Below are 21,573 nucleotides of genomic sequence, written 5' to 3'. Positions count from 1 at the left end.
GTGGAACGGCAACCGTACCGTCCCCGGCCGCCGCTGGAACAACGGTCGGGGACGCGCCACGGTGCCCGGTCGGCCGGGAAACTCCGGTCCGTCAGTCGGTCTGCTCGTCCGCGAGGGCGCGCAGCGCGAGGCGGTAGGAACCGATGCCGAATCCGGCCACGGTCCCCGTGGCGACCGGCGCGACCACGGAGTTGTGGCGGAACTCCTCCCGCGCGTAGGGGTTCGAGATGTGCACCTCGATCAGCGGGGCGGTGCGCTGGGCCGCCGCGTCCCGCATCCCGTACGAGTAGTGGGTGAACGCACCCGGGTTGAGAACGACCGGAATTGAACCGTCCGCGGCTTCGTGGAGCCAGCGGATCATCTCGCCCTCGTCGTTGGTCTCGCGGACGTCGACGTCGAAGCCGAGCTCCTTGCCGAGCGCCTGGCAGGTCTCGACGAGTCCGGCGTAGGACGTGGCGCCGTACACGTCCGGCTCGCGGGAGCCGAGCCGGCCGAGGTTCGGGCCGTTGAGGACGAGTACCCGGCGGGTCATGCCGACACCTCCCCGTAGGCGGCGAGCAGCACGGCCGGGTCGGGGCCCTCCAGGACGGTGGGCTTGCCGAGGCCGTCGAGGACGATGAAGCGCAGCAGGTCGCCGCGGGACTTCTTGTCGACCTTCATGTTCTCCAGCAGCTTGGGCCACTGGTCGCCACGGTAGGTGAGCGGCAGTCCGACGGACTCCAGGACGGCGCGGTGCCGGTCGGCGGTGGCGTCGTCGAGACGTCCGGCCAGCCGGCCCAGCTCGGCGGCGAAGACCATGCCGACCGAGACGGCGGCGCCGTGCCGCCACTTGTAGCGCTCGTTCTTCTCGATGGCGTGGGCCAGGGTGTGGCCGTAGTTGAGGATCTCCCGCAGTCCGGATTCCTTCAGGTCGCTGGAGACGACCTCGGCCTTGACCCGGATGGCGCGTTCGATCAGCTCGGCGGTGTGCGGTCCGGTCGGCGTGCGGGCGCCCTCCGGGTCCGCCTCGACGAGGTCGAGGATGGCCGGGTCGGCGATGAAACCGGCCTTGATGACCTCGGCCATGCCGCTGACGTAGTCGTGGACGGGCAGCGAGTCCAGCGCCGCGAGGTCGCAGAGGACCCCGGCCGGCGGGTGGAAGGCGCCGACGAGGTTCTTGCCCTCGGCGGTGTTGATGCCGGTCTTGCCTCCGACGGCCGCGTCGACCATGCCGAGCACGGTCGTCGGCACGGCGATCCAGCGCACCCCGCGCAGCCAGCTCGCCGCGACGAATCCGGCCACGTCGGTGGTGGCTCCGCCGCCGACGCCGACGATCACGTCGGTGCGGGTGAAGCCGGTCTGGCCGAGCGCCTTCCAGCAGTACGCCGCGACCTCGACGGTCTTGGCCTCCTCGGCGTTCGGCAGCTGGATCGCGATGGCCTCGTAGCCCTGCTCGGCGAGGTCCTGGCGGACCGCCTCACCGGTCTCGGCGAGTGCCTCGGGGTGCAGCACCGCGACGCGCTTGGCACGGTCGCCGATGAGCGCGGGCAGCTCGCCCAGCAGCTGACGGCCGACCAGTACCTCGTACGGGTCGGTGCCCGCGCTGCCTGCGATCCGGATGCGGGTGGGGCCCTGCTCGGTCATGGTGTGTTCTCCCGGCCGGGGGCGACGGGGCCGTCCTCCGGCAGTTCCAGTGCGTCGAGGATCGCCTGGGCGACCTCTTCGGGGGTGCGCTCGTCGGTGGCGACGGTCACCCGGGCCACCTCGGTGTACAGGTGGCGGCGGGCGTCCATCAGCTCGCGCCACTGCCGGCGCGGGTTGACCGCCAGGAGCGGGCGGGCGGTGTTCAGGCCGACCCGCCTGACCGCCTCCTCGACATCCATCGAGAGATAGACGACGGGGCGGCCGGCGAGCAGGGCGCGGGTCGTGTCGTCGAGCACCGCGCCGCCGCCGAGGGAGAGGACACCGGTGTGCTCGGCGACGGCTGTGTGCACCGCCTGTCGCTCCAGCTCCCGGAAGTGCTCCTCGCCCTCGTCGTAGAAGATCTCCGCGATCGGCTTGCCGGCCGTGGCCACGACGTCCGCGTCGGTGTCCCGGTAGCCGGTGCCGAGCCGGCCGGCGAGCAGCTCACCGACCGTGGACTTGCCGACGCCCATCGGGCCGACGAGGACGATCAGCGGGCCGCTCATCGGATCTGGAGGTGGTCGAGGTACGACTGCACGTTGCGGTGGGTCTCGGCGACGCTGTCGCCGCCGAACTTCTCCGCGACGGCGTCGGCCAGGACCAGCGCGACCATCGCCTCGGCGACGATGCCCGCGGCCGGAACGGCGCAGACATCGGAGCGCTGGTGGTGGGCCTTGGCGGGTTCGCCGGTGACGACGTCGACGGTGGCGAGTGCGCGCGGCACGGTGGCGATGGGCTTCATCGCGGCACGGACCCGCAGCAGCTCGCCGGTGGTCAGGCCGCCCTCGGTGCCGCCGGAGCGGCCGGAGGCGCGCTTGATGCCGTCCTCGGTGACCAGGATCTCGTCGTGCGCCTTGGAGCCGGGGACCCGGGCCAGGTCGAAACCGTCACCGACCTCGACCCCCTTGATGGCCTGGATGCCCATGAGGGCGGCGGCGAGCCGGGCGTCGAGACGGCGGTCCCAGTGGACGTGCGAGCCGAGTCCGACGGGCACCCCGTACGCCAGCACCTCGACGACGCCGCCGAGGGTGTCGCCGTCCTTGTGGGCCTGGTCGATCTCCGCGACCATCTCCTTGCTCGCGTCGGCGTCCAGGCAGCGCACCGGGTCGGCGTCGAGCCGCTCGACGTCGGCGGGCGTCGGGTAGACGCCGTAGGGCGCCTTGGCCGCGGCCAGCTCGACGACATGGCTGACGATCTCGATGCCGGCGGTCTCCTTGAGGTAGGACCGGGCGACGGCGCCGAGCGCGACGCGGGCCGCCGTCTCCCGGGCGCTGGCGCGCTCCAGGATCGGCCGTGCCTCGTCGAAGCCGTACTTCTGCATGCCCGCGAGGTCGGCGTGGCCGGGCCTCGGGCGGGTCAGCGGGGCGTTGCGGGCCAGCGCGGCCAGCTCCTCGGGGTCGACCGGGTCGGCCGACATGACCTGCTCCCACTTGGGCCACTCGGTGTTGCCCACCATCACGGCGACCGGCGAGCCCATGGTGAGGCCGTGGCGCACCCCGCCGAGGAAGGTGACCTCGTCCTTCTCGAACTTCATCCGCGCACCGCGGCCATAACCGAGCCGCCGCCGGGCGAGTGCGTCCGCCACCATCTCCGTGGTGATCGGGACGCCGGCGGGAAGACCCTCCAGCGTCGCCACGAGTGCGGGGCCGTGCGACTCCCCCGCGGTCAGCCAGCGCAACCTGCTCAACGGTGCTCCTCATGCTCGCGCCTGGAACTGCGACGGCGCGACCGGGTGCGCGGCCCTGGCCCGCCGCCCTCGATCCTCCCACGACCGGGAGCCCGAACCGGTCGCCGGTCCAGCAGACGGACGGATCACGCGGCCGGGCCCGAGGGGTCAGCGGGTGGCGAGCGCCTCTTCGCCGGCCCGCCGCATGGCCGCGAGCGGCGCGGGGGCGTGGCCGGTCATCTGCTCGACCTGGAGGACGGCCTGGTGCACCAGGAGGTCGAGACCTCCGACCACTGCGCCGTTCCGGGTCGTCCAGGCGGCGGCCAGACGGGTGGGCCAGGGCTCGTACAGCACATCGAAGAGCGTGCCGGGCCGTTCCGGTACGGCGGCGGCCAGGGCGTCCGTGGCACCGGCCGGAGTGGTGGCGACGACCAGCGGGGCGCGCAGCGCCTGCTCGGCCTCCGCCCAGTCGGCGATCCGGACGTCCACGCCGAGGCGTTCGCCCCAGCCGCGCATCTCCTGGCCCCGCTCCCGGCTGCGGACGTAGGCCGTGACCGGTCCCGTGCAGATCTCGGACAGCGCGGCGAGCGCCGACGAGGCGGTCGCACCAGCGCCGAGGACTGCGGCGGACTCGGTCTTCTCCACCCCGCGTTCGCGCAGGGCGGCGATCATGCCGGGGATGTCGGTGTTGTCGCCCCGGCGCCGGCCGTCCTCGGTGAGGACGACGGTGTTGACGGCCTCCACCGACGCCGCGGTCTCGCTGACGGAGTCCAGCAGCGGAATGACCGCCCGCTTCAACGGCATGGTCAGCGAGAGCCCGGCCCAGGTGGAGTCGAGCCCCTCGACGAAGCCGGGGAGCGCGGCCTCGTCGACCTCGAACCGGTCGTACGTCCAGTGGGTGAGGCCGAGTTCGGCGTACGCGGCCCGGTGCAGCACCGGCGAGAGCGAGTGCGCGATGGGCGAACCGAGGACGGCCGCCCGGTGGCGCCGGTCAGCCGAGGCCATGCTGTTCCTTGAACTTGTCATTGAGCTTCTCGTGCTCGGCGGCCGTCTTGGTGAACTGGGTCTTCTTGCCGTCGAGCGAGATGAAGAACATCCACCCGTCGCTGGTGGGGTTGAGCGTGGCCCGCAGGGCTTCGTCGCCCGGATTGCTGATCGGGCCCGGCGGAAGGCCCGGGTGGTAATAGGTGTTGTACGGGTCCGGGTTGGTCCGGATCTCGTTCGACCCGATCTTGATCTTGCTCTGGTTCTTGAGGTAATTGAACGCGGAGTCGAATTCGAGCTTGCGGTTGGTCGCGACGTTGTCGGGCTTCAGGCGGTTGTAGGCGACTTCGGCCATCTTGCGGAAGTCGTCGTGCGTGAGCCCTTCCGCCTGGACGAGGCTGGCGACCGTGAGGACCTGCCAGGGGCCGTCCAGCTTGTACTTCTTGGCGGCTCCTTCCAGGTCGAGCTTGTCGTACTCCTCGTTGGCGCGGGAGACCATCTTCTTCAGCAGGGTCTCCGGCTTGGTCTCCTTGGTGACCGGATAGGCCGCCGGGTACAGGAACCCTTCCAGCGGGTCCTTGACGTCCTTGCCGTTGACCGCCCAGCCGGGCAGGCCGAGTTCGGACGCGTCGGACTTGGCGATGCCCTTGGTCGTGCCCGCCTTGAGGTCCAGCTTCTTGTCGATCAGCTCGTAGATCTGGACGTTGCGGCGTCCTTCGGGAATCACCAGGAGGTTCTGGCTGTTCGGGTCGACCATCAACTTCACGGCCTCGGCCGCCGACATCTTCTCGTGAAGGAGATAGACGCCGGCCTGGATCGACTTCCCCTTGGGGTTCTCGTTCTGCGCGGAGACGAACGCGTCGACGCTCTTGACGACACCCTTCTTCTTCAGGATGTTGGCGATGTCGTAGCCGAAGGCACCCTTGGGGATCTCCACCTCGACCGACCCGGAGCCGCTGCCCGCGTAGTCGGGCGCCGCTCCGAACTTGTCCTGCCAGTACGAGTAACCGAAGTAGCCCACCCCGCCGAGGCCGCCGACCAGGACCACCGCGACGACCAGACAGGCGGTGCCACTGCGGCTCTTCTTCTTGCCCTTGCCACGGCGTTCGTTGCCGCCCCGGCTGCCGCGACGTGTCTCCCGCGGGTCGTCGTCGTACTCGTCGTCCTTGTCGCCGGCGTTGTCGTCGGCGCCCGTGAAGAAGGGATGGGTCTCCTCCGGCTGGACCTCGGGGTCCCAGTCCGGGGTCTGCGTCGGGGCCTGCTGGGGAGCGGCCTCACGACGGCCCGGGGGCTGCGGCGGCGGGTAGGCCTCCGGTGTGCCGTAGTGGTCGTACGTCTCGCCGTAGCCGCCCTGCCCGCCGCCGTACGGGTCGGCGGCCGACTGGGGGTCGTACGGCATCGCGGCCGACTGCTGCCCGGTGTCCCAGCCGCCGTTGTCGTACTGCGGCTGCTGGGGTTGCTGGGGCTGCTGCGCGTACGGGTCCTGCGGGACCCCGTAGCCGGGCTGCTGCTGATACTGCTGCTGGGCGTACGGGTCGTGCGGCTGCTGCTGCTGCTGCTGAGCGTACGGATCGTAGGGCTGCTGCTGGCCGCCGTACTGGCTCTGGCCGTGGGCGGACTGCTGTCCTCCCCATCCCTGGTCCCCGTACAAGGGGTCCTCGGGATGCCACGGTTCGGAGCCGGGGCCCCGGCCATACTCAGTCATCGATCCCCTAGAGCCGCGAGACGACCTTCCGTCTCTTTGCTGTGCGGTGCCTGTTCGAAGCACCGCCGCATCGCGCGGAACGTTACCGTATCGCGATCAGACAACCACTTCGACGCCTTCGCCGGGGGCCCGGCCCGACGCCCGTTCGGACTCCAGAGCGTTCTGAAGGATCACCACAGCGGCAGCTTGGTCGATGACGGATCGGCCTTTCTTGGACTTCACGCCCGAAGCGCGCAGCCCTTGACTGGCCGTCACTGTGGTCATCCTCTCGTCCACCAACCGCACCGGGATGGGTGCGACGGAGCGGGCGACCTCCTGCGCGAAGAGCCGGATCTTGGCGGCGGCGGGTCCTTCACCGCCGCCGAGGGACCGCGGCAGGCCGATGATGATCTCGATCGGCTCGTACTCCTCGACGATCTGACCGAGCCGCCGGTGGGCCGCCGGGACATCACGTCCCGGAACGGTCTCCACCGGCGTGGCGAGGATCCCGTCGGGGTCGCACGAGGCGACCCCGATCCGGGCGTCCCCGACATCGATCGCGAGACGACGACCGCGGCGCATCTGCGTCATTCCCGTCGTCACGCCGTCTCGGTGACGAGGCGTTCGACGGCGGACACGGCGGCGCCGATGGCCTCCGGGTCCTGGCCGCCGCCCTGGGCGACGTCCGGCTTGCCGCCGCCACCGCCGCCGAGGGTCTTGGCCGCGGTGCGGACCAGGTCACCTGCCTTGAGACCGCGCTCACGGGCGGCCTCGTTGGTGGCGATGACGGTCAGCGGGCGGCCGTTCGCCGTGGTGAACAGGGCCACGACGGCCGGGCGGCCGCCCTGGATGCGGCCACGGACGTCGAGGACGAGCCTGCGCAGGTCGTCGGCCGTCGTGCCGTCGGGTACCTGGCCGGTGACCAGGGCGACGCCGCGTACGTCCTTGGCGGACTCGGCCAGTCCGGCGGCGGCCTGGAGGACCTTCTCCGCGCGGAACTTCTCGATCTCCTTCTCGGCGTCCTTCAGCTTGCCGAGCATTCCGGCGATCTTCTCCGGGAGCTCCTCCGGACGCCCCTTGACCAGCTCCTGGAGCTGGGCGACGACCGTGTGCTCCTTGGCGAGGAAGTTGTACGCGTCGACGCCGACGAGGGCCTCGATACGCCGCACACCGGAACCGATGGACGACTCGCCGAGCAGCTTCACCAGGCCCAGCTGGGCGGTGTTGTGGACGTGCGTACCGCCGCACAGTTCCTTGGAGAAGTCCCCGATGGTGACGACCCGGACCCGCTCCCCGTACTTCTCGCCGAACTCGGCGATCGCGCCCTGCTTCTTGGCCTCGTCGATCGACATGACCTCGGCCTGGACGTCGAGTTCGCGCGAGAGCACGTCGTTGATCTTCTGCTCGACGTCGGTCATGACCGAGCCGGGAACGGCGTTCGGCGAGCCGAAGTCGAAGCGGAAGCGGCCGGGCTGGTTCTCGGAACCGGCCTGGGCGGCCGTCGGGCCGAGTGCGTCGCGCAGGGCCTGGTGCGTGAGGTGGGTGGCGGAGTGGGCGCGGGCGATGGCGCGGCGGCGCTTGACGTCGATCGAGGCGAGGACCGGAGCGCCGACGGTGACCTCACCGACCTGGACGACGCCCTTGTGGACGTGGACGCCGGGGACCGGCTTCTGGACGTCGCGGACCTCGATGACGGCGCCGGTGTCGAGCCTGATCCGGCCCTGGTCGGCGATCTGGCCGCCGCCCTCGGCGTAGAACGGGGTGCGGTCGAGGACGACCTCGACCTCGTCGCCCTCGGACGCGGCCGGGGAGGACACCCCGTCGACGAGGAGGCCGACGATGGTCGACTCCCCCTCGGTGGCGGTGTAGCCGGTGAAGTCGGTGGTGCCGGAGCTGTCGGCGACCTCGCGGTAGGCGGACAGGTCGGCGTGACCGGTCTTCTTGGCGCGGGCGTCCGCCTTGGCACGGTCCCGCTGCTCCTTCATCAGGCGGCGGAAGCCGTCCTCGTCCACCGAGAGGCCCTGTTCGGCGGCCATCTCCAGGGTGAGGTCGATCGGGAAGCCCCAGGTGTCGTGGAGCAGGAACGCCTTGTCGCCGGCGAGGACCTTGCCGCCGGCGGCCTTGGTCTCGGTGACGGCGGTGTCGAGGATGTTGGTGCCGCCCTTGAGCGCCTTGAGGAAGGCGGCCTCCTCGGCGAGGGCGACGGTCTCGATCCGCTTGCGGTCGGTGATCAGCTCCGGGTACTGCTGCCCCATCGTCTCGATCACGACGTCGACCAGGGCCTTGACGACCGGTCCCTCGGCACCCATCAGGCGCATGTTGCGGACGGCACGGCGCATGATGCGGCGCAGCACGTACCCGCGGCCCTCGTTGCCCGGCGTCACGCCGTCGCCGATGAGCATCACGGAGGTGCGGATGTGGTCGGCGACCACGCGCATCGAGACGTCGGAGTCGTGCTTGTCGCCGTAGCGGACACCGGTCAGCTCGGTGGCCTTGTCCATGACGACGCGCAGGGTGTCGGTCTCGTACATGTTCCGTACGCCCTGCAGGATCATGGCGAGGCGCTCCAGGCCCAGACCCGTGTCGATGTTCTTCGACGGCAGGTCGCCGAGGATCGGGAAGTCCTCCTTGCCGTCACCGGCGCCCCGCTCGAACTGCATGAAGACCAGGTTCCAGATCTCCACGTACCGCTCGTCGTTGACGGCCGGGCCGCCCTCGACGCCGAACTCGGGGCCGCGGTCGTAGTTGATCTCGGAGCAGGGGCCGCAGGGGCCGGGGACGCCCATGGACCAGAAGTTGTCCTTCTTGCCCAGGCGCTGGATGCGCTCGGCGGGAACGCCGATCTTCTCGCGCCAGATCTGCTCGGCCTCGTCGTCGTCGAGGTAGACCGTGATCCACAGCCGCTCGGGGTCGAGGCCGTAGCCGCCGTCCGCCACGGAGTTGGTGAGCAGCTCCCAGGCGTAGCCGATGGCCCCTTCCTTGAAGTAGTCACCGAAGGAGAAGTTGCCGCACATCTGGAAGAACGTGCCGTGCCGGGTGGTCTTGCCGACCTCTTCGATGTCCGGCGTACGCACGCACTTCTGCACGCTGGTGGCGCGCGGGGCGGGCGGCTTCGTCTCACCGAGGAAGTACGGCTTGAAGGGGACCATGCCCGCGTTGACGAGCAGCAGAGTCGGGTCGTCCGCGATGAGCGACGCCGAAGGGACGACGGTGTGACCGCGCTCCTCGAAGAAGCTCAGCCAGCGGCGACGAATTTCAGCCGACTCCATCAGTGGTCCTCATTCCGGTTGTACGACGTGTAGGGGAGTTTGCGGTACTTGGTGGTCTCGATGGACCGGTCGGGTCCGACGGGCCCGGACGCCTCGACGACGAAGTGCGGGCGGACCGGGAGGTCCTGGTCGACCGGTGCCGCCAGGCCCAGCGCCTCGCCCAGTTCGGCTTCGCGGCGGGCCATGGACTCACGGACGTCCAGGGCGAAGTCCTTGAGCTTGTGCCCTGTCTCGATCGCCTTGTCGGCGGCCTGCGCCGCGAGGCTCTCGGGGGTCAGCTGCTTGAGCTTCCGGTTGACCTTCGTGGTGGCCCAGACACCGGCGGCGGCGCCGGCGGTGAACCAGAACGTACGGCGGAACATGGCTGCGTCAGTCCTTCGATCCGCGGGAGCTTCTGCCGTTGCGCTTCCTGCCGCGTGCGGACGGCACGGTGCGGCCGACGAGCACCGAACGGCGGGCGGGTTCCGGTTCGGGGGCGGCCTTGCGGCCGATCGCCCGCCGCACCCCGTAGCCGAACGCGGCGACCTTCACGAGCGGGCCGCCGAAGGTCGAGGCGACAGTGGTGGAGAGCGCGGAGGCGTTCGAGGTGACTTCCTGGACGTCCGAGGCGATCGCGTCGACCTTGTCGAGCTGGGTCTGCGCGGACCGCACGGTGGCGGAGGCGTCGGCGAGCAGCGGGACGGCCTGCTCGGTCACGTCCGCCACGAGCTTGGTGGTCGCCCTGAGCGTCTGGGCGAGCCTCACCAGCACGACGGCGAGGAACGAAACCAGGATCGCCCAGAAGACGGCCACCAGGATCCCGGCCACCTCTCCACCGGACACAGTGCACCGCTCTCTAGCTTGTCGCTGTCTCTGTACTGTCTCTGCTCGGTCCGGCGACGGCCGCCGCAACAGCCGATCGTCGTCCCTTGAGCCTATCGCGCCGGTGGTCGCGCCCCGTACCGCATTACCGACGGGAAAGGCGGACGTTGCCACAAGGAGATTGTACGGAGAGCTTCCTTACCAGTACTCTGCGTGTTTCATGCGACGCCCCCAGCGCACCGTTCCGTCCCCCCACGGTCCGAGCATCCCCACCCTCGGAACCCTCCCGGCGGAACTGAACAGATTCGTGGGACGCGAGAACGAACTCGTCCGTCTCGCCCAGCTACTGGACGAGTCCAGGCTCGTCACCATGGTCGGCGTGGGCGGCGTGGGCAAGACGCGCTGCGCCGTCAGGGTCGCCACACTTCTGGAGAAACGGTACTGCGACGGTGTCCGGATGGCTGAGCTCTCCGACATCCACGACCCCGAACTGCTGGAACACGCCCTGGTCGACGCCCTGGGGCTGACCGATCACACCAGCAGACCGCCCCGCACGACCCTCGTCGAGCATCTGGCCGGGCGCCGGCTCCTGCTGGTGGTCGACGGCTTCGAGCACCTCGTGGACGCCTGCGCCGGACTGGTGCGGGAGCTGCTGCGCCGGGCCCCGGAACTGCGGGTGCTGGCCGTCGGGCGGCTGCCGCTGGAGCTGGACGGGGAGCTCCTCCTCCCGCTCGCGCCGATGACGGACGAGGACGCGATGCTTCTCTTCACCGAGCGGGCCGTCACCGTACGGCCCGGCTTCCAGCTGACCGACGACAACCGGGCGACGATCCACGAGCTCTGCCGCCGCCTGGACGGAATCCCGCTCGCCCTGGAACTGGCCGCCGGGCGGCTGCGCGCCCTGTCCGCGGCCCAGGTTCTGCAACGCCTGGACGACCGCTTCCGGCTGCTGACCGGTTCGAGCCGCAGCGCGCCGGCTCGCCACCAGACCCTGCGTACGGCCATCGGCTGGAGCCATGAACTCTGCGCCCCGGAGCAGCGGCTGCTCTGGGCTCGGCTCTCGGTGTTCGCCGGGCAGTTCGACCTGGAGGCCGTCGAGTACATCTGCAGCGGCGCCGATCTGCCGGCCGAGTCGGTGCTCGATGTGCTCTCCGGCCTGCTGGCGCAGTCCGTCGTGCTGCGCGAGGACACGGCGCACGGCACCCGCTACCGGATGCTGGACACGGTCCGGGAGTACGGCGCGGAGTGGCTGGCGGCCACCGATGACACGGACCGGCTGAGGCGCCGGCACCGGGACTGGTACCTGGGGCTCGCGACGTGGTGCGAGCTCGACTGGTTCAGCCCGCGCCAGGCCGAGGTGGCGGCCAGGGCCGAGAGCGAGCTGCCGAACCTGCGGCGGGCCATGGAGTGTTCGCTGGAGATTCCGGGCGAGGCGCATCTCGCGCAGTACCTGGCGGGCTCCCTGTGGTTCCTCTGGGTGGGCTGCGGGCGGCTCTCGGAGGGCCGGCACTGGCTGGAACACGTACTGGAGGAGGAGACCCCGTACGACTCCTCGCGGCTGAAGGCGCTGTGGGTGCTGGGGTACGTGGCCGTGCTCCAGGGCGACCCGGTCGGTGCGGTCTCCGCGCTGCAGGAGTGCCAGGACGAGGCGGAGCGGGCCGACGACTCCACTGCGCTCGCGTACGCGGTGCACCGGATGGGATGTCTGGCGCTGGTCACCGACGACATGGCGCGGGCGCAGGAGCTCCTGGGCGACGCGCTGCGCCGCTACCGGGAGCTCGGCGAGCTGAACAGCAATGTGCTGATGGCCCAGATCGAGCTCGCGATGGCGGTCGGATTCCACGGGGACCTGGACGGGGCGGCCGCCATCTGCGAAGAGGTCAGGGAGATCTGCGAGGACCGCGGGGAGCGGTGGGCGCTGTCGTACGCACTGTACGTGCTGGCCTTCGCGGCGTTGCAGAGCGGCCGTCCGGACCGGGCCCGGGAACTGCTCTGCCAGTCGCTGGCGATCAGCCACACCTTCCACGATCTGCTCGGGTCGGTGCTCGCGCTGGAGCTGCTGGCGCTGGTCACGGCCGTCGAGGGCGATGCGGCGGAGGCTGCCGTGCTCCAGGGGGCCGCCGACCGGATCTGGCCGTCGGTGGGGCTGCCGCTGTTCGGATCGGCGCACTACGGGCAGCCCCGGGCCCACTGCGAGGAGCTGGCCCGCAAGGAGCTGGGCGACGCCCGCTACGAGTCGGGGCTGCGCACGGGCGGCCTGCTGGATCCGGACGCGGTGGTGGCCAGGGCCCTGGCGAGCGGCCCGGCGGACCGCCGGGAGACTCCGGAGCGACGGCCGGGAACACCGCCGGGCCCCCGGGAGAACGCGGAGGCCCGCCGCCTCCCGTACATCCGGGAGGGGCGGGCCTGAGCGCTGGTGAGAGCGGCTACGCCTGGATCAGCGGGCGTAGTACTCGACGACGAGCTGCTCGTCGCAGATGACGGGGATTTCCTTGCGGTTCGGGTCCCGGTCAAGGCGGAAGGCCAGGGCCTTCAGGTTCACCTGCAGGTAGCGCGGGGTCTCGCCGTCGGGGGCGTAGCCACCCTCGCGGGCCACCTGGAAGGGGTGCTTGTCGCGGCTGCGCTCGCGGACCATCACGATGTCGTCGGGACGGACGCGGAACGACGGCTTGTCGACCTTGCCACCGTTGACCTCGATGTGACCGTGCACGACCATCTGACGGGCCTGGTAGATGGTGCGGGCGATGCCCGAACGCAGGACCAGCGCGTCGAGACGGCGCTCGAGCTCGACGACCAGCGCCTCGCCCGTCTTGCCCTCGGCCTTCTTGGCGCGGTCGTACGCGCGCGCCATCTGGCGCTCGCTGATGTCGTACTGGGCACGCAGACGCTGCTTCTCCAGCAGACGGACCTTGTAGTCCGAGTTCTGCTTGCGACCCCGGCCGTGCTCGCCCGGCGGGTAGGGGCGGGCCTCGAAGTACTTGACGGCCTTCGGCGTCAGTGCGATGCCGAGCGCGCGGCTCTTCTTGACCTTGGGACGCGACTGGTTAGGCACGTTCTCCAGACCTCCGTTGTAGGTTAGGTTAGGCTCACCTTACTTGAGGAGATCGCATGTCTCGCCCGGGGAACACCAGTCACATCACGGACAGCACTGACAGCGTCGACACCCCTCGGGGTGCCGATACGACGGAGGACCGATCAGATCGTGGTCAGCCGCGTCCCAGCGGGCTTGAAAACACTCGGATGCCGTCAGCAGCCGAGCGCACACGAACTCTCGTACAGAGTACCTGCTCGTCGGTGCTGCTCGTCCCCGGGCTGGACGTGGCCGACTCGGACCGGCTGATGCCGGTGTCCAGAAGCGTGGGTCCGGACGGGGATCTGTTCCTGGAACTCCCCGCCGACTCCCCGGTCGTACGGGCCGCAGCGCACGCCGAGGACGACGGGCCGAGCGCCGTGCTGGAGATCACGGACGTCGCCCCGGTCTCCGTCCCGCACCGGATCCGCGGTCGCGCGTGGGTCTCGGGCCGGCTCACCACCGTACCCGGCATGTCCGGGCCCGGCCGGATGATGCTCCGGCTGGAGACGGGCGAGGCGTACGTCGACGATCTGTGGGGCGCGCAGGAGGTCGGGCCGGAGGAATTGCGGGACGCGGAACCCGATCCGCTGGCCGGGTACGAGACGGAGCTGCTGCAGCATCTGCACGCGGGCCACGGCGAGCAGCTGGCTTCGCTGTGCGGGCTGCTGGGCGAGCGGGCGGCCGGTCGCTGCCCGGCCCATCTGCCGTCCGTGGTGCCGCTCGCACTGGACCGGTACGGGCTGCGGCTGCGGCTGTGCGAGGCCGGGGGGCGGTGCTACGACGCGCGCTTCGAGTTCCCCGCTCCGGTGCGGGACGTGGTCGAACTACGCCAGGCCATGTACGCGCTCTTCGAGGCGGCGGAGCTCTGAACGCAGAGGCGGCCGCCGCCCGCCCTCAGCCCTCGGACGGTCCGGAGCCGCCGTCGCCGGCCGTGTGGCCGAGCCGCTCGCGGACCCGCTCCACCACATCGGCGTAGCGCGCCTCCGCGCCGTAGCGGGTGGGCCGGTAGTAGTGCTTGTCGCGGACCGCGTCCGGTGCGTACTGCTGGGCGGCGATCCCGCCGGGGACGTCGTGCGGATACACATAGCCCTGGGCGTGGCCCAGCTTGGCCGCGCCCTTGTAGTGGCCGTCGCGCAGATGGGCCGGGACCGGGCCCGCGAGCCCCTTCCGCACGTCCTCCTGGGCGGCGAAGATCGCGAGCGTCGCCGCGTTGGACTTGGGGGCGAGGGCCAGCGCGATGGTGGCGTGGCTCAGGGTCAGCGCCGCCTCGGGAAAACCGATCATGGCGACCGCCTGGGCGGCCGCGACGGCGGTGGGCAGTGCCGTGGGGTCGGCGAGCCCGATGTCCTCGCTGGCCGAGATCATCAGCCGCCGGGCGATGAACCGGGGGTCCTCCCCCGCCTCGATCATCCGGGCCAGATAGTGCAGTGCGGCATCCACGTCGGAGCCGCGGATGGACTTGATGAGCGCGCTCGCCACGTCGTAGTGCTGGTCGCCGTCCCGGTCGTACGTGACGGCCGCGCGGTCGACGGTCTCCTCCAGGGTCAGGAGGCTGATCTCCTTCTCCTGCTTGGACAGCGCGGCACCCGCCGCGGCCTCCAGCGCCGTCAGCGCCCGGCGGGCGTCGCCGCCCGCGATCCGCAGCAGATGCGCCTCGGCCTCCTCCGGCAGCGTCACCGCGCCGCCGAGCCCGCGCTCGTCGGCCAGGGCGCGCCCGAGCAGTCCGCGCAGATCGTCGTCGGTGAGCGATTCCAGGGTGAGCAGCAGCGAGCGCGAGAGCAGGGGCGAGATGATCGAGAAATACGGATTCTCGGTGGTCGCCGCGATCAGCGTCACCCAGCGGTTCTCCACTGCCGGGAGCAGGGAGTCCTGCTGCGCCTTGGAGAAGCGGTGGATCTCGTCGAGGAAGAGGACGGTCTCCTTGCCGTAGCCACCGGTGGCGCGGCGGGCGCCCTCGATGACGGCGCGGACCTCCTTGACGCCGGCGGTGATGGCGGAGAGCTCGACGAAGCGCTTGTTGGTGGCCTTGCTGACCACGTACGCCAGGGTCGTCTTCCCGATGCCGGGCGGGCCCCAGAGGATGACCGAGGACGGGCCCGCCGGCCCGCCGTTCCCCTCGCCGACGAGGCGGCGCAGCGGCGAGCCCGGCTTGAGCAGATGCTGCTGGCCGACGACCTCGTCGAGGGTGCGCGGGCGCATCCGGACAGCCAGTGGGCTGCTGGACGGGTCCTTCTCCTGGCGGTCTTCGGCGGCTGCGGTAAAGAGGTCGGGCTCCACGTTTTGAAGCCTATGTCACCGCACTGACATCCCTCCGGGCCCGGTGGCCCCGGAGGGACGGGCGATCCGGTCAGCTGGTCCAGAAGTCCCACCAGCGGGTCAGGATCAGCATGCCGATGATGCCGACCCACAGGACGGGCGGCACCCAGTGGAACTCCGTCAGCCCGTTGCGCAGCCACTTCGGCGCGGGAATGATCCGGTGCTCGATGTTGTGCTTGGTGATGTAGCAGAACATGAAGATCGTGGCGACCCAGGCCAGGCAGCACCAGAGGCAGAGCGAGTTGATGTTGTAGAGCGACTGGTACTGGAGCCAGGTGCAGAAGCCGACGCCGAACAGTGTGCCCGCGTTCATGCCGAGCCAGTACCAGCTGCGGAAGCGGGCGCCCGCGAGCAGTGCCAGCCCGATCCCGATGATCACGGGGTAGGTGGCCATGCCGAGCATCGGGTTCGGGAAGCCGAAGGCGGCCGCCTGCTCGCTCTTCATGATGTTGCCGCACGCGACAACGGGGTTGAGGCTGCACCCCGGTGTGAAGTTGGGGTCCTCCAGCAGCTTGAACTTGTCGATCGTGATGACCCAGGCGGCGAGGAGTCCGGCGGCGCCGGTGATCACCAGCAGCAGTGCGAACGCCCGGCTGCCGCCGATGGTCTTCTTGCCGCCGTCCTCGTCCTGTGCGGAGGAGGGATGGTCAACCGCTGCAGTCGTCATATCGCCGTTCCATCAGTGAGTGGCCTGCTGGGCACGGTCATTGTGCCGCACCGGGGCACCGGTCCTCTGTTCGATGGACATAAAGGTGTACCGAGGTCCGCGCACGGCAGGCACGGATCTGAGGTGTCCGGAAGAGACCCTGTGCGACGGCCGGACGCGCGGCGGAGGTACGGGGCCCGGGGAAGTACCGGGGCCGACCGACCGCCGCCGGCGGTCCGGACCTGGGATCCGGCAGGGTGAAGGCGTCAGTGTCCAGGCGCCGGTCGGGGCGTGGAGCACCACCGCGCCAGCCATGACGAGGGGGACCGTGCCGATGGTCGGCGTCGAGCCGGTCCGCGCCGACCGCCGTCGACATTCCCGGCCGACATCGTCCGGCCGGATGAATCAGCAGCCGCCGAGTTGACGCGACGGCTGTCCAGGTGGCCGGCGAACGGGAATCCGCCCGCCGGCCACCACGGACCGAACGGTCCTAGGCCTGAACCAGACGCTCGCGAATCGTCCCGGCCACGTCGGCCAGGGGCACGGGCGTCTGCTCGCCGGACTCCATGTCCTTGAGCTGGACGACGCCCTCGGCCAGGTCCCGCTCGCCCGCGACGACCGTGAAGCGGGCTCCCGACCGGTTCGCGCTCTTCATCGCGCCCTTGAGGCCGCGGTTCCCGTACGCGAAGTCCGCCGCCACGCCCTCGCGGCGCAGCTGCGTGACGACGCCGAAGAGCACCCGGCGGGCCTCCTCGCCCAGCGGCACCGCGAAGACACTGGTGGCGGCGGGCAGTTCGAGCTCGATCCCCTCCGCCTCCAGCGCGAGCACCGTACGGTCCACACCGAGCGCCCAGCCGACCGACGGGAGCGCCGGTCCGCCGATCATCTCGGACAGACCGTCGTAGCGGCCGCCGCCGCCCACCGCGGACTGCGAGCCGAGCCCGTCGTGGACGAACTCGAAGGTGGTGCGGGTGTAGTAGTCGAGGCCGCGCACGAGCTTCTCGTCGTCCTCGTACACCACGCCCGCCGCCGAGAGCAGGTCGCGCACCTCCTCGTGGTACGCCTTGCAGGCGTCGCAGAGGTAGTCGCGCAGCACCGGGGCACCGGTCAGCTGCTTCTGCACCTCGGGCCGCTTGTCGTCGAGGACCCGGAGCGGGTTGATCTCGATGCGGCGGCGGGTCTCCTCGTCCAGGTCGAGCTCGCGCAGGAAGCCCTGGAGCGCGTCCCGGTAGACGGGGCGGCACTCCTTGTCGCCCAGCGAGTTGAGCAGGATGCGGAAGTTCCGCAGGCCCAGCGCGCGGTACGCCTGGTCGGCCAGGATGATCAGCTCGGCGTCCAGCGCCGGGTCCTCGGCACCGATCGCCTCGGCACCGACCTGCGAGAAGTGCCGGTAACGGCCCTTCTGCGGGCGCTCGTAGCGGTAGTACGAGCCGGAGTACCAGAGCTTCACCGGCAGGTTGCCGAGCTTGTGGAGGTTGGCCTCCAGTGCGGCGCGGAGCACGGAGGCCGTGCCCTCGGGGCGCAGCGCCAGCTGGGAGCCGCCCTTGGTGGTGAGGGTGTACATCTCCTTGGTCACGATGTCGGTGGACTCACCGACACCGCGCGAGAAGAGCGCGACGTCCTCGAAGCCGGGGGTCTCGATGTAGCCGTAGCCGGAGTTCTTCAGGGGTGCGGCGATGGCCTCGCGCACCGCGAGGTACTTGGCGGAGTCGGGCGGGGTCAGGTCGTACGTGCCCTTGGGGGCCTTGAAAGTGCTCACGGGATGTCTCTCGTCACATTCCTCGTCGGGGCGCGTCCATGCCGTGCAGATACGGATTCGAGGCGCGCTCGCGGCCGATGGTCGTCTGGGGGCCGTGGCCGGACAGCACCACGGTCGAGTCGTCGAGCGGCAGGCACACACGGGCCAGCGACTCGAGCAGCTCGGCGTGGTCGCCGCCCGGCAGGTCGGTGCGTCCGACGGAGCCGGCGAAGAGCAGGTCGCCCGAGAAGAGGATCTGCGGAACATCCGCGGCCTCGGGCATCCTGAACGTCACCGACCCCTTGGTATGGCCGGGCGCATGCGCGACACCGAACTCCAGACCTGCCAGCTTCAGCCGGGCGCCGTCGCTCAGCTCCTTGACGTCGTCCGGCTCCCCGATCGTCAGCTCGCCCATGAGCGGCATCCCGATGGAGCGGCCGAGGGCCTTCTCCGGGTCGCTCATCATGTACCGGTCCTCCGGGTGGATCCAGGCGGGGACGTCGTGCGCGCCGCACACCGGGACGACCGAGGCGACATGGTCGATGTGGCCGTGGGTCAGTACGACGGCGACGGGCTTCAGCCGATGCTTCTTCAGCGCTTCCTCGACTCCGGCCGCGGCCTGGTGGCCCGGGTCGATGATCACGCACTCCTCGCCTGCGGCCGGGGCGACCAGATAACAGTTGGTCCCCCAGGCCCCTGCGGGGAACCCGGCAATGAGCACGATCGTCCTTATTGGTCGTCCGACGGCGGATCGCGACTGAGGAGGTCGCGGCAGTTCAGAGCCTACCGGCGCTCCTCATTCCACAGCTAACCCATATACGGTACGGGGCAGCCAAGGCCCCATCACACGACCTACAAGGAGATCACCCGGTGGTCAGCAGCGATCAGCGGCGGCGGCAGCTCGCCAGGGAGAAGTTCGAGCGGCAGCAGCAGCGCCGGGAGGAGGCCCGCCGCAGGACGAGGCGGCTGACGGTCGTCATCGCGTCCGCGGTGGCCGTGGTGGCGGTCATCGGTGTGGGCTCGTATCTCGCACTCGACGACGACGGCAAGAAGGACAAGGCGGACGCCGCCGCGAGTGCGAGCCCTTCGGACAGCGCGTCGCCGAAGGAGAGCGAGGCGCCCGAGCCCGCGATGAAGATCGACAAGAAGGCCGAGTACGCGATGTCGCTCAAGACGAGCCAGGGCGACATCGCGTTCACGATGGACGCGGCGAAGACCCCGCACACCACGAACTCCTTCAAGTCGCTGGCCGACAAGGGCTTCTTCGACGGCACCAAGTGTCACCGGCTGACCACGCAGAACATCTACGTCCTGCAGTGCGGCGACCCCAAGGGCGACGGCACCGGCGGCCCCGGCTACACGATCCCGGACGAGAACCTGACCGCGCTGGGCAAGGCCGGCAAGGACGGCACGGTCACCTACCCGGCGGGTACGGTGGCGATGGCGAACACCGGCCAGGCGCACACCGGTGGCAGCCAGTTCTTCCTGGTGTACAAGGACAGCAAGCTGCCGCCCACCTACACCCCGTTCGGCACGATGGACGACGCCTCGCTGAAGGCCGTCAAGGACATCGGTGCGGCGGGCGCGGAGGGCGGCGCCCCCGACGGTGCGCCGAAGAAGGCCGTGAACATCTCGAAGGCCGCCGTCGACAAGTCGTGACCGGCTCAGGGCGGCCGGACCGGGCCGAGCGGTGACGACGGGCGCGGGCCGGATTTTTTTCGGCGGCGCCGAGTGCGGACAGCCGGGCGGCCGGTCGCCTAGATTGGCGTTGTGCAGGGCGGGCGCTGCCCGCCCCAGGAAACTGTGGACGATGCCAGGGGGGCGAACCCTCTCGCGGGCATCAGGTGGAGGAGGCGCTGTGAGCAGCGACCCGTGGGGCCGTGTCGATGAGACCGGCACCGTGTACGTGCGGACAGCCGACGGCGAGCAGGTCGTCGGATCGTGGCAGGCGGGTTCCCCCGAGGAGGCTCTGGCCTACTTCGAGCGCAAGTACGAGGGCATTGTGGTCGAGATCGGCCTCCTCGAACGGCGGGTGAAGACCACCGACCTGTCGGCGAAGGACGCGACGACCGCCATCGAGCATCTGCGTCTGCAGGTGGACGAGCATCACGCCGTCGGTGACCTCGACGCGCTGCGCAAGCGGCTCGACGCGCTCGTCGCGACGGTCGACTCGCGGCGCGAGGAGCGCAAGGCCCAGAAGGCGAAGCAGACCGACGAGGCGAAGCACGCCAAGGAGGCCCTGGTCGCCGAGGCCGAGGAGCTGGCGCAGAGCGAGCAGTGGCGCTCCGCGGGCGAGCGGCTCCGTGCGCTCGTCGACACGTGGAAGGGCCTGCCGCGGCTCGACCGCAAGTCCGACGACGAGTTGTGGCACCGCTTCTCGCACGCCCGCTCGGCGTTCTCCAAGCGCCGCAAGGCCCACTTCGCATCGCTGGACGCCCAGCGCGAGGAGGCCCGCAAGGCCAAGGAGAAGCTGGTCGTCGAGGCGGAGTCGCTCTCCGGTTCCACGGACTGGGGGACCACGGCCGCCCGCTACCGCGACCTGATGACGGAGTGGAAGGCGGCGGGCCGCGCCCAGCGCGAGGCCGAGGACGATCTGTGGAACCGCTTCCGCGGCGCCCAGGACGTCTTCTTCGCCGCCCGCAGCGAGGTCTTCGCCGAGCGGGACGCGGAGCAGGGCGAGAACCTCAAGCTCAAGGAGGAGCTCGCCGTCGAGGCCGAGCGACTGGTGCCGGTGAAGGACCTGAAGGCGGCCAGGGCCGCGTTCCGGGCCATCAACGAGCGCTGGGAGGCCATCGGCCACGTACCGCGTGACGCCCGCCCGAAGGTCGAGGGGCGGATGCACGCGGTGGAGCGGGCGCTCCAGGAGGCCGAGGAGTCGGAGTGGCGCCGGACCAACCCCGAGGCGCGGGCACGCGCCGCGGGTCTGACCGGTCAGCTCCAGGCGGCCGTGGACAAGCTGCGCACGCAGATCGACACGGCCCGCGCCTCGGGCAACAACGCCCGTGCCGACAAGCTGGCCAAGGAGCTCGAGGGCCGGCAGGCACTGCTGGACCAGGCTCTGAAGGGTCTTGAGGAGTTCGGCGGCTGACGCCTCCTGACTCCGCCCGAGGGGCTTCTCCGCGTTCGCGCGGGGAAGCCCCTCCCGCGTGCCCGGCCCCATGGAGCGCCCACGGGTGTCGCCATGGGGTCGTCACGGTGCGAGTGCCGCACCGCATGGCCGCGGCCGCGACCTGCTGTACGCAGTCGGCAGCGAAGAGTCGTGACAACTGCCGGAACCGGACAGTGATCCGCGACCGGGACGGACGAGATGATTCCCGCACCCGGCACGCTCCGTGCGGCTGCCGGATCCGCCGAGATCACTACGTCCTTGAGGCAGGTCCACAGATGAGACTGACCCGCGCCGCCCTGACCGTCGCGGCCACCGCTCTGGCCCCGGCGCTTCTGCTGACCGGTCCGGCCTTCGCCGCCGGGAATGCTTCCCCGTCCACCACCGTGTCCGCGGCACCGGCGGCCGACGGCTCCGGCACACCGGTCGGTGAGATGTCCGACGACGAGCTCAGGATGGCCATCCTGCGCATCCTGGCGGACGAGGACAGCGGCAAGGGGGTCATCCGGGAGGCCAACGAAGCCCTGGACAACGGCACCACGGAAGCCATGCGGTACTTCCTGGAGACCGGCTATCCCCTGGCCCAGGCCGAGGACGACCGCGTCGCCCTCGCCCGTATCCTCGGCAA

At 70.5% G+C, this 21,573-nt stretch carries 20 protein-coding genes; 5 read left to right on the top strand and 15 right to left on the bottom strand.

What is annotated here, in order from left to right:
- Positions 1-91: 91 nt before the first annotated feature.
- From aroQ to ACWCPY_RS12840, 10 genes are all read right to left on the bottom strand, one after another.
- Positions 92-532: a type II 3-dehydroquinate dehydratase gene (aroQ, locus tag ACWCPY_RS12885; RefSeq protein ID WP_451264325.1), complete on the bottom strand. Its 441-nt coding sequence runs from the start codon at positions 530-532 to the stop codon at positions 92-94.
- Positions 529-1,623 (bottom strand): 3-dehydroquinate synthase, encoded by a 1,095-nt coding sequence (gene aroB / locus ACWCPY_RS12880; protein WP_451264324.1) that lies wholly within the window; start codon positions 1,621-1,623, stop codon positions 529-531. Before aroB ends, aroQ begins: the two co-directional genes overlap by 4 nt.
- On the bottom strand, positions 1,620-2,168 hold the full coding sequence (locus ACWCPY_RS12875) for a shikimate kinase (RefSeq protein WP_451264323.1): 549 nt from the start codon (positions 2,166-2,168) through the stop codon (positions 1,620-1,622). Before ACWCPY_RS12875 ends, aroB begins: the two co-directional genes overlap by 4 nt.
- On the bottom strand, positions 2,165-3,349 hold the full coding sequence (gene aroC, locus ACWCPY_RS12870; protein WP_406252172.1) for a chorismate synthase: 1,185 nt from the start codon (positions 3,347-3,349) through the stop codon (positions 2,165-2,167). Before aroC ends, ACWCPY_RS12875 begins: the two co-directional genes overlap by 4 nt.
- Before the next feature lie 147 nt (positions 3,350-3,496).
- Positions 3,497-4,333, bottom strand: coding sequence for a shikimate dehydrogenase (locus tag ACWCPY_RS12865; RefSeq protein WP_451264322.1), 837 nt, complete (start codon positions 4,331-4,333; stop codon positions 3,497-3,499).
- On the bottom strand, positions 4,320-6,017 hold the full coding sequence (mltG, locus tag ACWCPY_RS12860; protein ID WP_451264321.1) for an endolytic transglycosylase MltG: 1,698 nt from the start codon (positions 6,015-6,017) through the stop codon (positions 4,320-4,322). Before mltG ends, ACWCPY_RS12865 begins: the two co-directional genes overlap by 14 nt.
- 96 nt (positions 6,018-6,113) lie before the next feature.
- Positions 6,114-6,599 carry a Holliday junction resolvase RuvX gene (gene ruvX / locus ACWCPY_RS12855; RefSeq protein WP_072484529.1) on the bottom strand — a complete coding sequence of 162 codons (486 nt, stop codon included), beginning with the start codon at positions 6,597-6,599 and terminating at the stop codon, positions 6,114-6,116.
- Positions 6,596-9,265 carry an alanine--tRNA ligase gene (gene alaS, locus ACWCPY_RS12850; RefSeq protein ID WP_451264320.1) on the bottom strand — a complete coding sequence of 890 codons (2,670 nt, stop codon included), beginning with the start codon at positions 9,263-9,265 and terminating at the stop codon, positions 6,596-6,598. Before alaS ends, ruvX begins: the two co-directional genes overlap by 4 nt.
- Positions 9,265-9,627, bottom strand: coding sequence for a DUF6167 family protein (locus ACWCPY_RS12845; protein WP_451264319.1), 363 nt, complete (start codon positions 9,625-9,627; stop codon positions 9,265-9,267). Before ACWCPY_RS12845 ends, alaS begins: the two co-directional genes overlap by 1 nt.
- 7 nt (positions 9,628-9,634) lie before the next feature.
- Positions 9,635-10,072, bottom strand: coding sequence for a DUF948 domain-containing protein (locus tag ACWCPY_RS12840; RefSeq protein ID WP_403774271.1), 438 nt, complete (start codon positions 10,070-10,072; stop codon positions 9,635-9,637).
- 214 nt (positions 10,073-10,286) lie between these two features.
- On the opposite strand from ACWCPY_RS12840, the gene ACWCPY_RS12835 reads away from it, so the two are divergent.
- A complete protein-coding gene (locus tag ACWCPY_RS12835) occupies positions 10,287-12,476 on the top strand; it encodes an ATP-binding protein (protein WP_451264318.1) in 2,190 nt (729 codons plus the stop codon).
- A 27-nt stretch (positions 12,477-12,503) separates the two neighbouring features.
- On the opposite strand, the gene rpsD is transcribed toward ACWCPY_RS12835, so the two are convergent.
- Positions 12,504-13,118, bottom strand: a complete 615-nt coding sequence (rpsD, locus tag ACWCPY_RS12830) for a 30S ribosomal protein S4 (protein WP_072484525.1) — start codon at positions 13,116-13,118, stop codon at positions 12,504-12,506.
- A gap of 188 nt (positions 13,119-13,306) precedes the next feature.
- On the opposite strand from rpsD, the gene ACWCPY_RS12825 reads away from it, so the two are divergent.
- Positions 13,307-14,008, top strand: a complete 702-nt coding sequence (locus tag ACWCPY_RS12825) for a DUF2470 domain-containing protein (RefSeq protein ID WP_451264317.1) — start codon at positions 13,307-13,309, stop codon at positions 14,006-14,008.
- A 25-nt stretch (positions 14,009-14,033) separates the two neighbouring features.
- Here ACWCPY_RS12825 and ACWCPY_RS12820 read toward each other — a convergent pair whose 3' ends face one another.
- The 4 genes from ACWCPY_RS12820 to ACWCPY_RS12805 form a co-directional block, all read right to left on the bottom strand.
- On the bottom strand, positions 14,034-15,416 hold the full coding sequence (locus ACWCPY_RS12820) for a replication-associated recombination protein A (RefSeq protein ID WP_451264316.1): 1,383 nt from the start codon (positions 15,414-15,416) through the stop codon (positions 14,034-14,036).
- Positions 15,417-15,486: 70 nt separating this feature from the next.
- Positions 15,487-16,122 (bottom strand): vitamin K epoxide reductase family protein, encoded by a 636-nt coding sequence (locus tag ACWCPY_RS12815; protein ID WP_451264315.1) that lies wholly within the window; start codon positions 16,120-16,122, stop codon positions 15,487-15,489.
- Positions 16,123-16,591: 469 nt separating this feature from the next.
- Positions 16,592-17,860 carry a histidine--tRNA ligase gene (gene hisS / locus ACWCPY_RS12810; RefSeq protein WP_451264314.1) on the bottom strand — a complete coding sequence of 423 codons (1,269 nt, stop codon included), beginning with the start codon at positions 17,858-17,860 and terminating at the stop codon, positions 16,592-16,594.
- 13 nt (positions 17,861-17,873) lie between these two features.
- Positions 17,874-18,560: an MBL fold metallo-hydrolase gene (locus ACWCPY_RS12805; RefSeq protein WP_362442136.1), complete on the bottom strand. Its 687-nt coding sequence runs from the start codon at positions 18,558-18,560 to the stop codon at positions 17,874-17,876.
- Positions 18,561-18,709: 149 nt separating this feature from the next.
- Between ACWCPY_RS12805 and ACWCPY_RS12800 the strand changes: the two genes are divergently transcribed.
- The 3 genes from ACWCPY_RS12800 to ACWCPY_RS12790 all read left to right on the top strand — a co-directional run.
- On the top strand, positions 18,710-19,498 hold the full coding sequence (locus ACWCPY_RS12800) for a peptidylprolyl isomerase (RefSeq protein WP_451264313.1): 789 nt from the start codon (positions 18,710-18,712) through the stop codon (positions 19,496-19,498).
- Positions 19,499-19,697: 199 nt separating this feature from the next.
- Entirely contained in the window at positions 19,698-20,927 is a 1,230-nt protein-coding gene (locus tag ACWCPY_RS12795; protein ID WP_451264312.1) for a DUF349 domain-containing protein, read from the top strand.
- 296 nt (positions 20,928-21,223) lie between these two features.
- Positions 21,224-21,573: ALF repeat-containing protein (locus ACWCPY_RS12790; RefSeq protein WP_451264311.1), on the top strand; the 350-nt coding region annotated here is incomplete at its 3' end.

It is taken from the genome of Streptomyces sp. NPDC002403 (assembly GCF_053593015.1).
The sequence above is the reverse complement of the archived record's forward strand: the minus strand, read 5'-3'. Positions and strand labels throughout refer to the sequence as shown.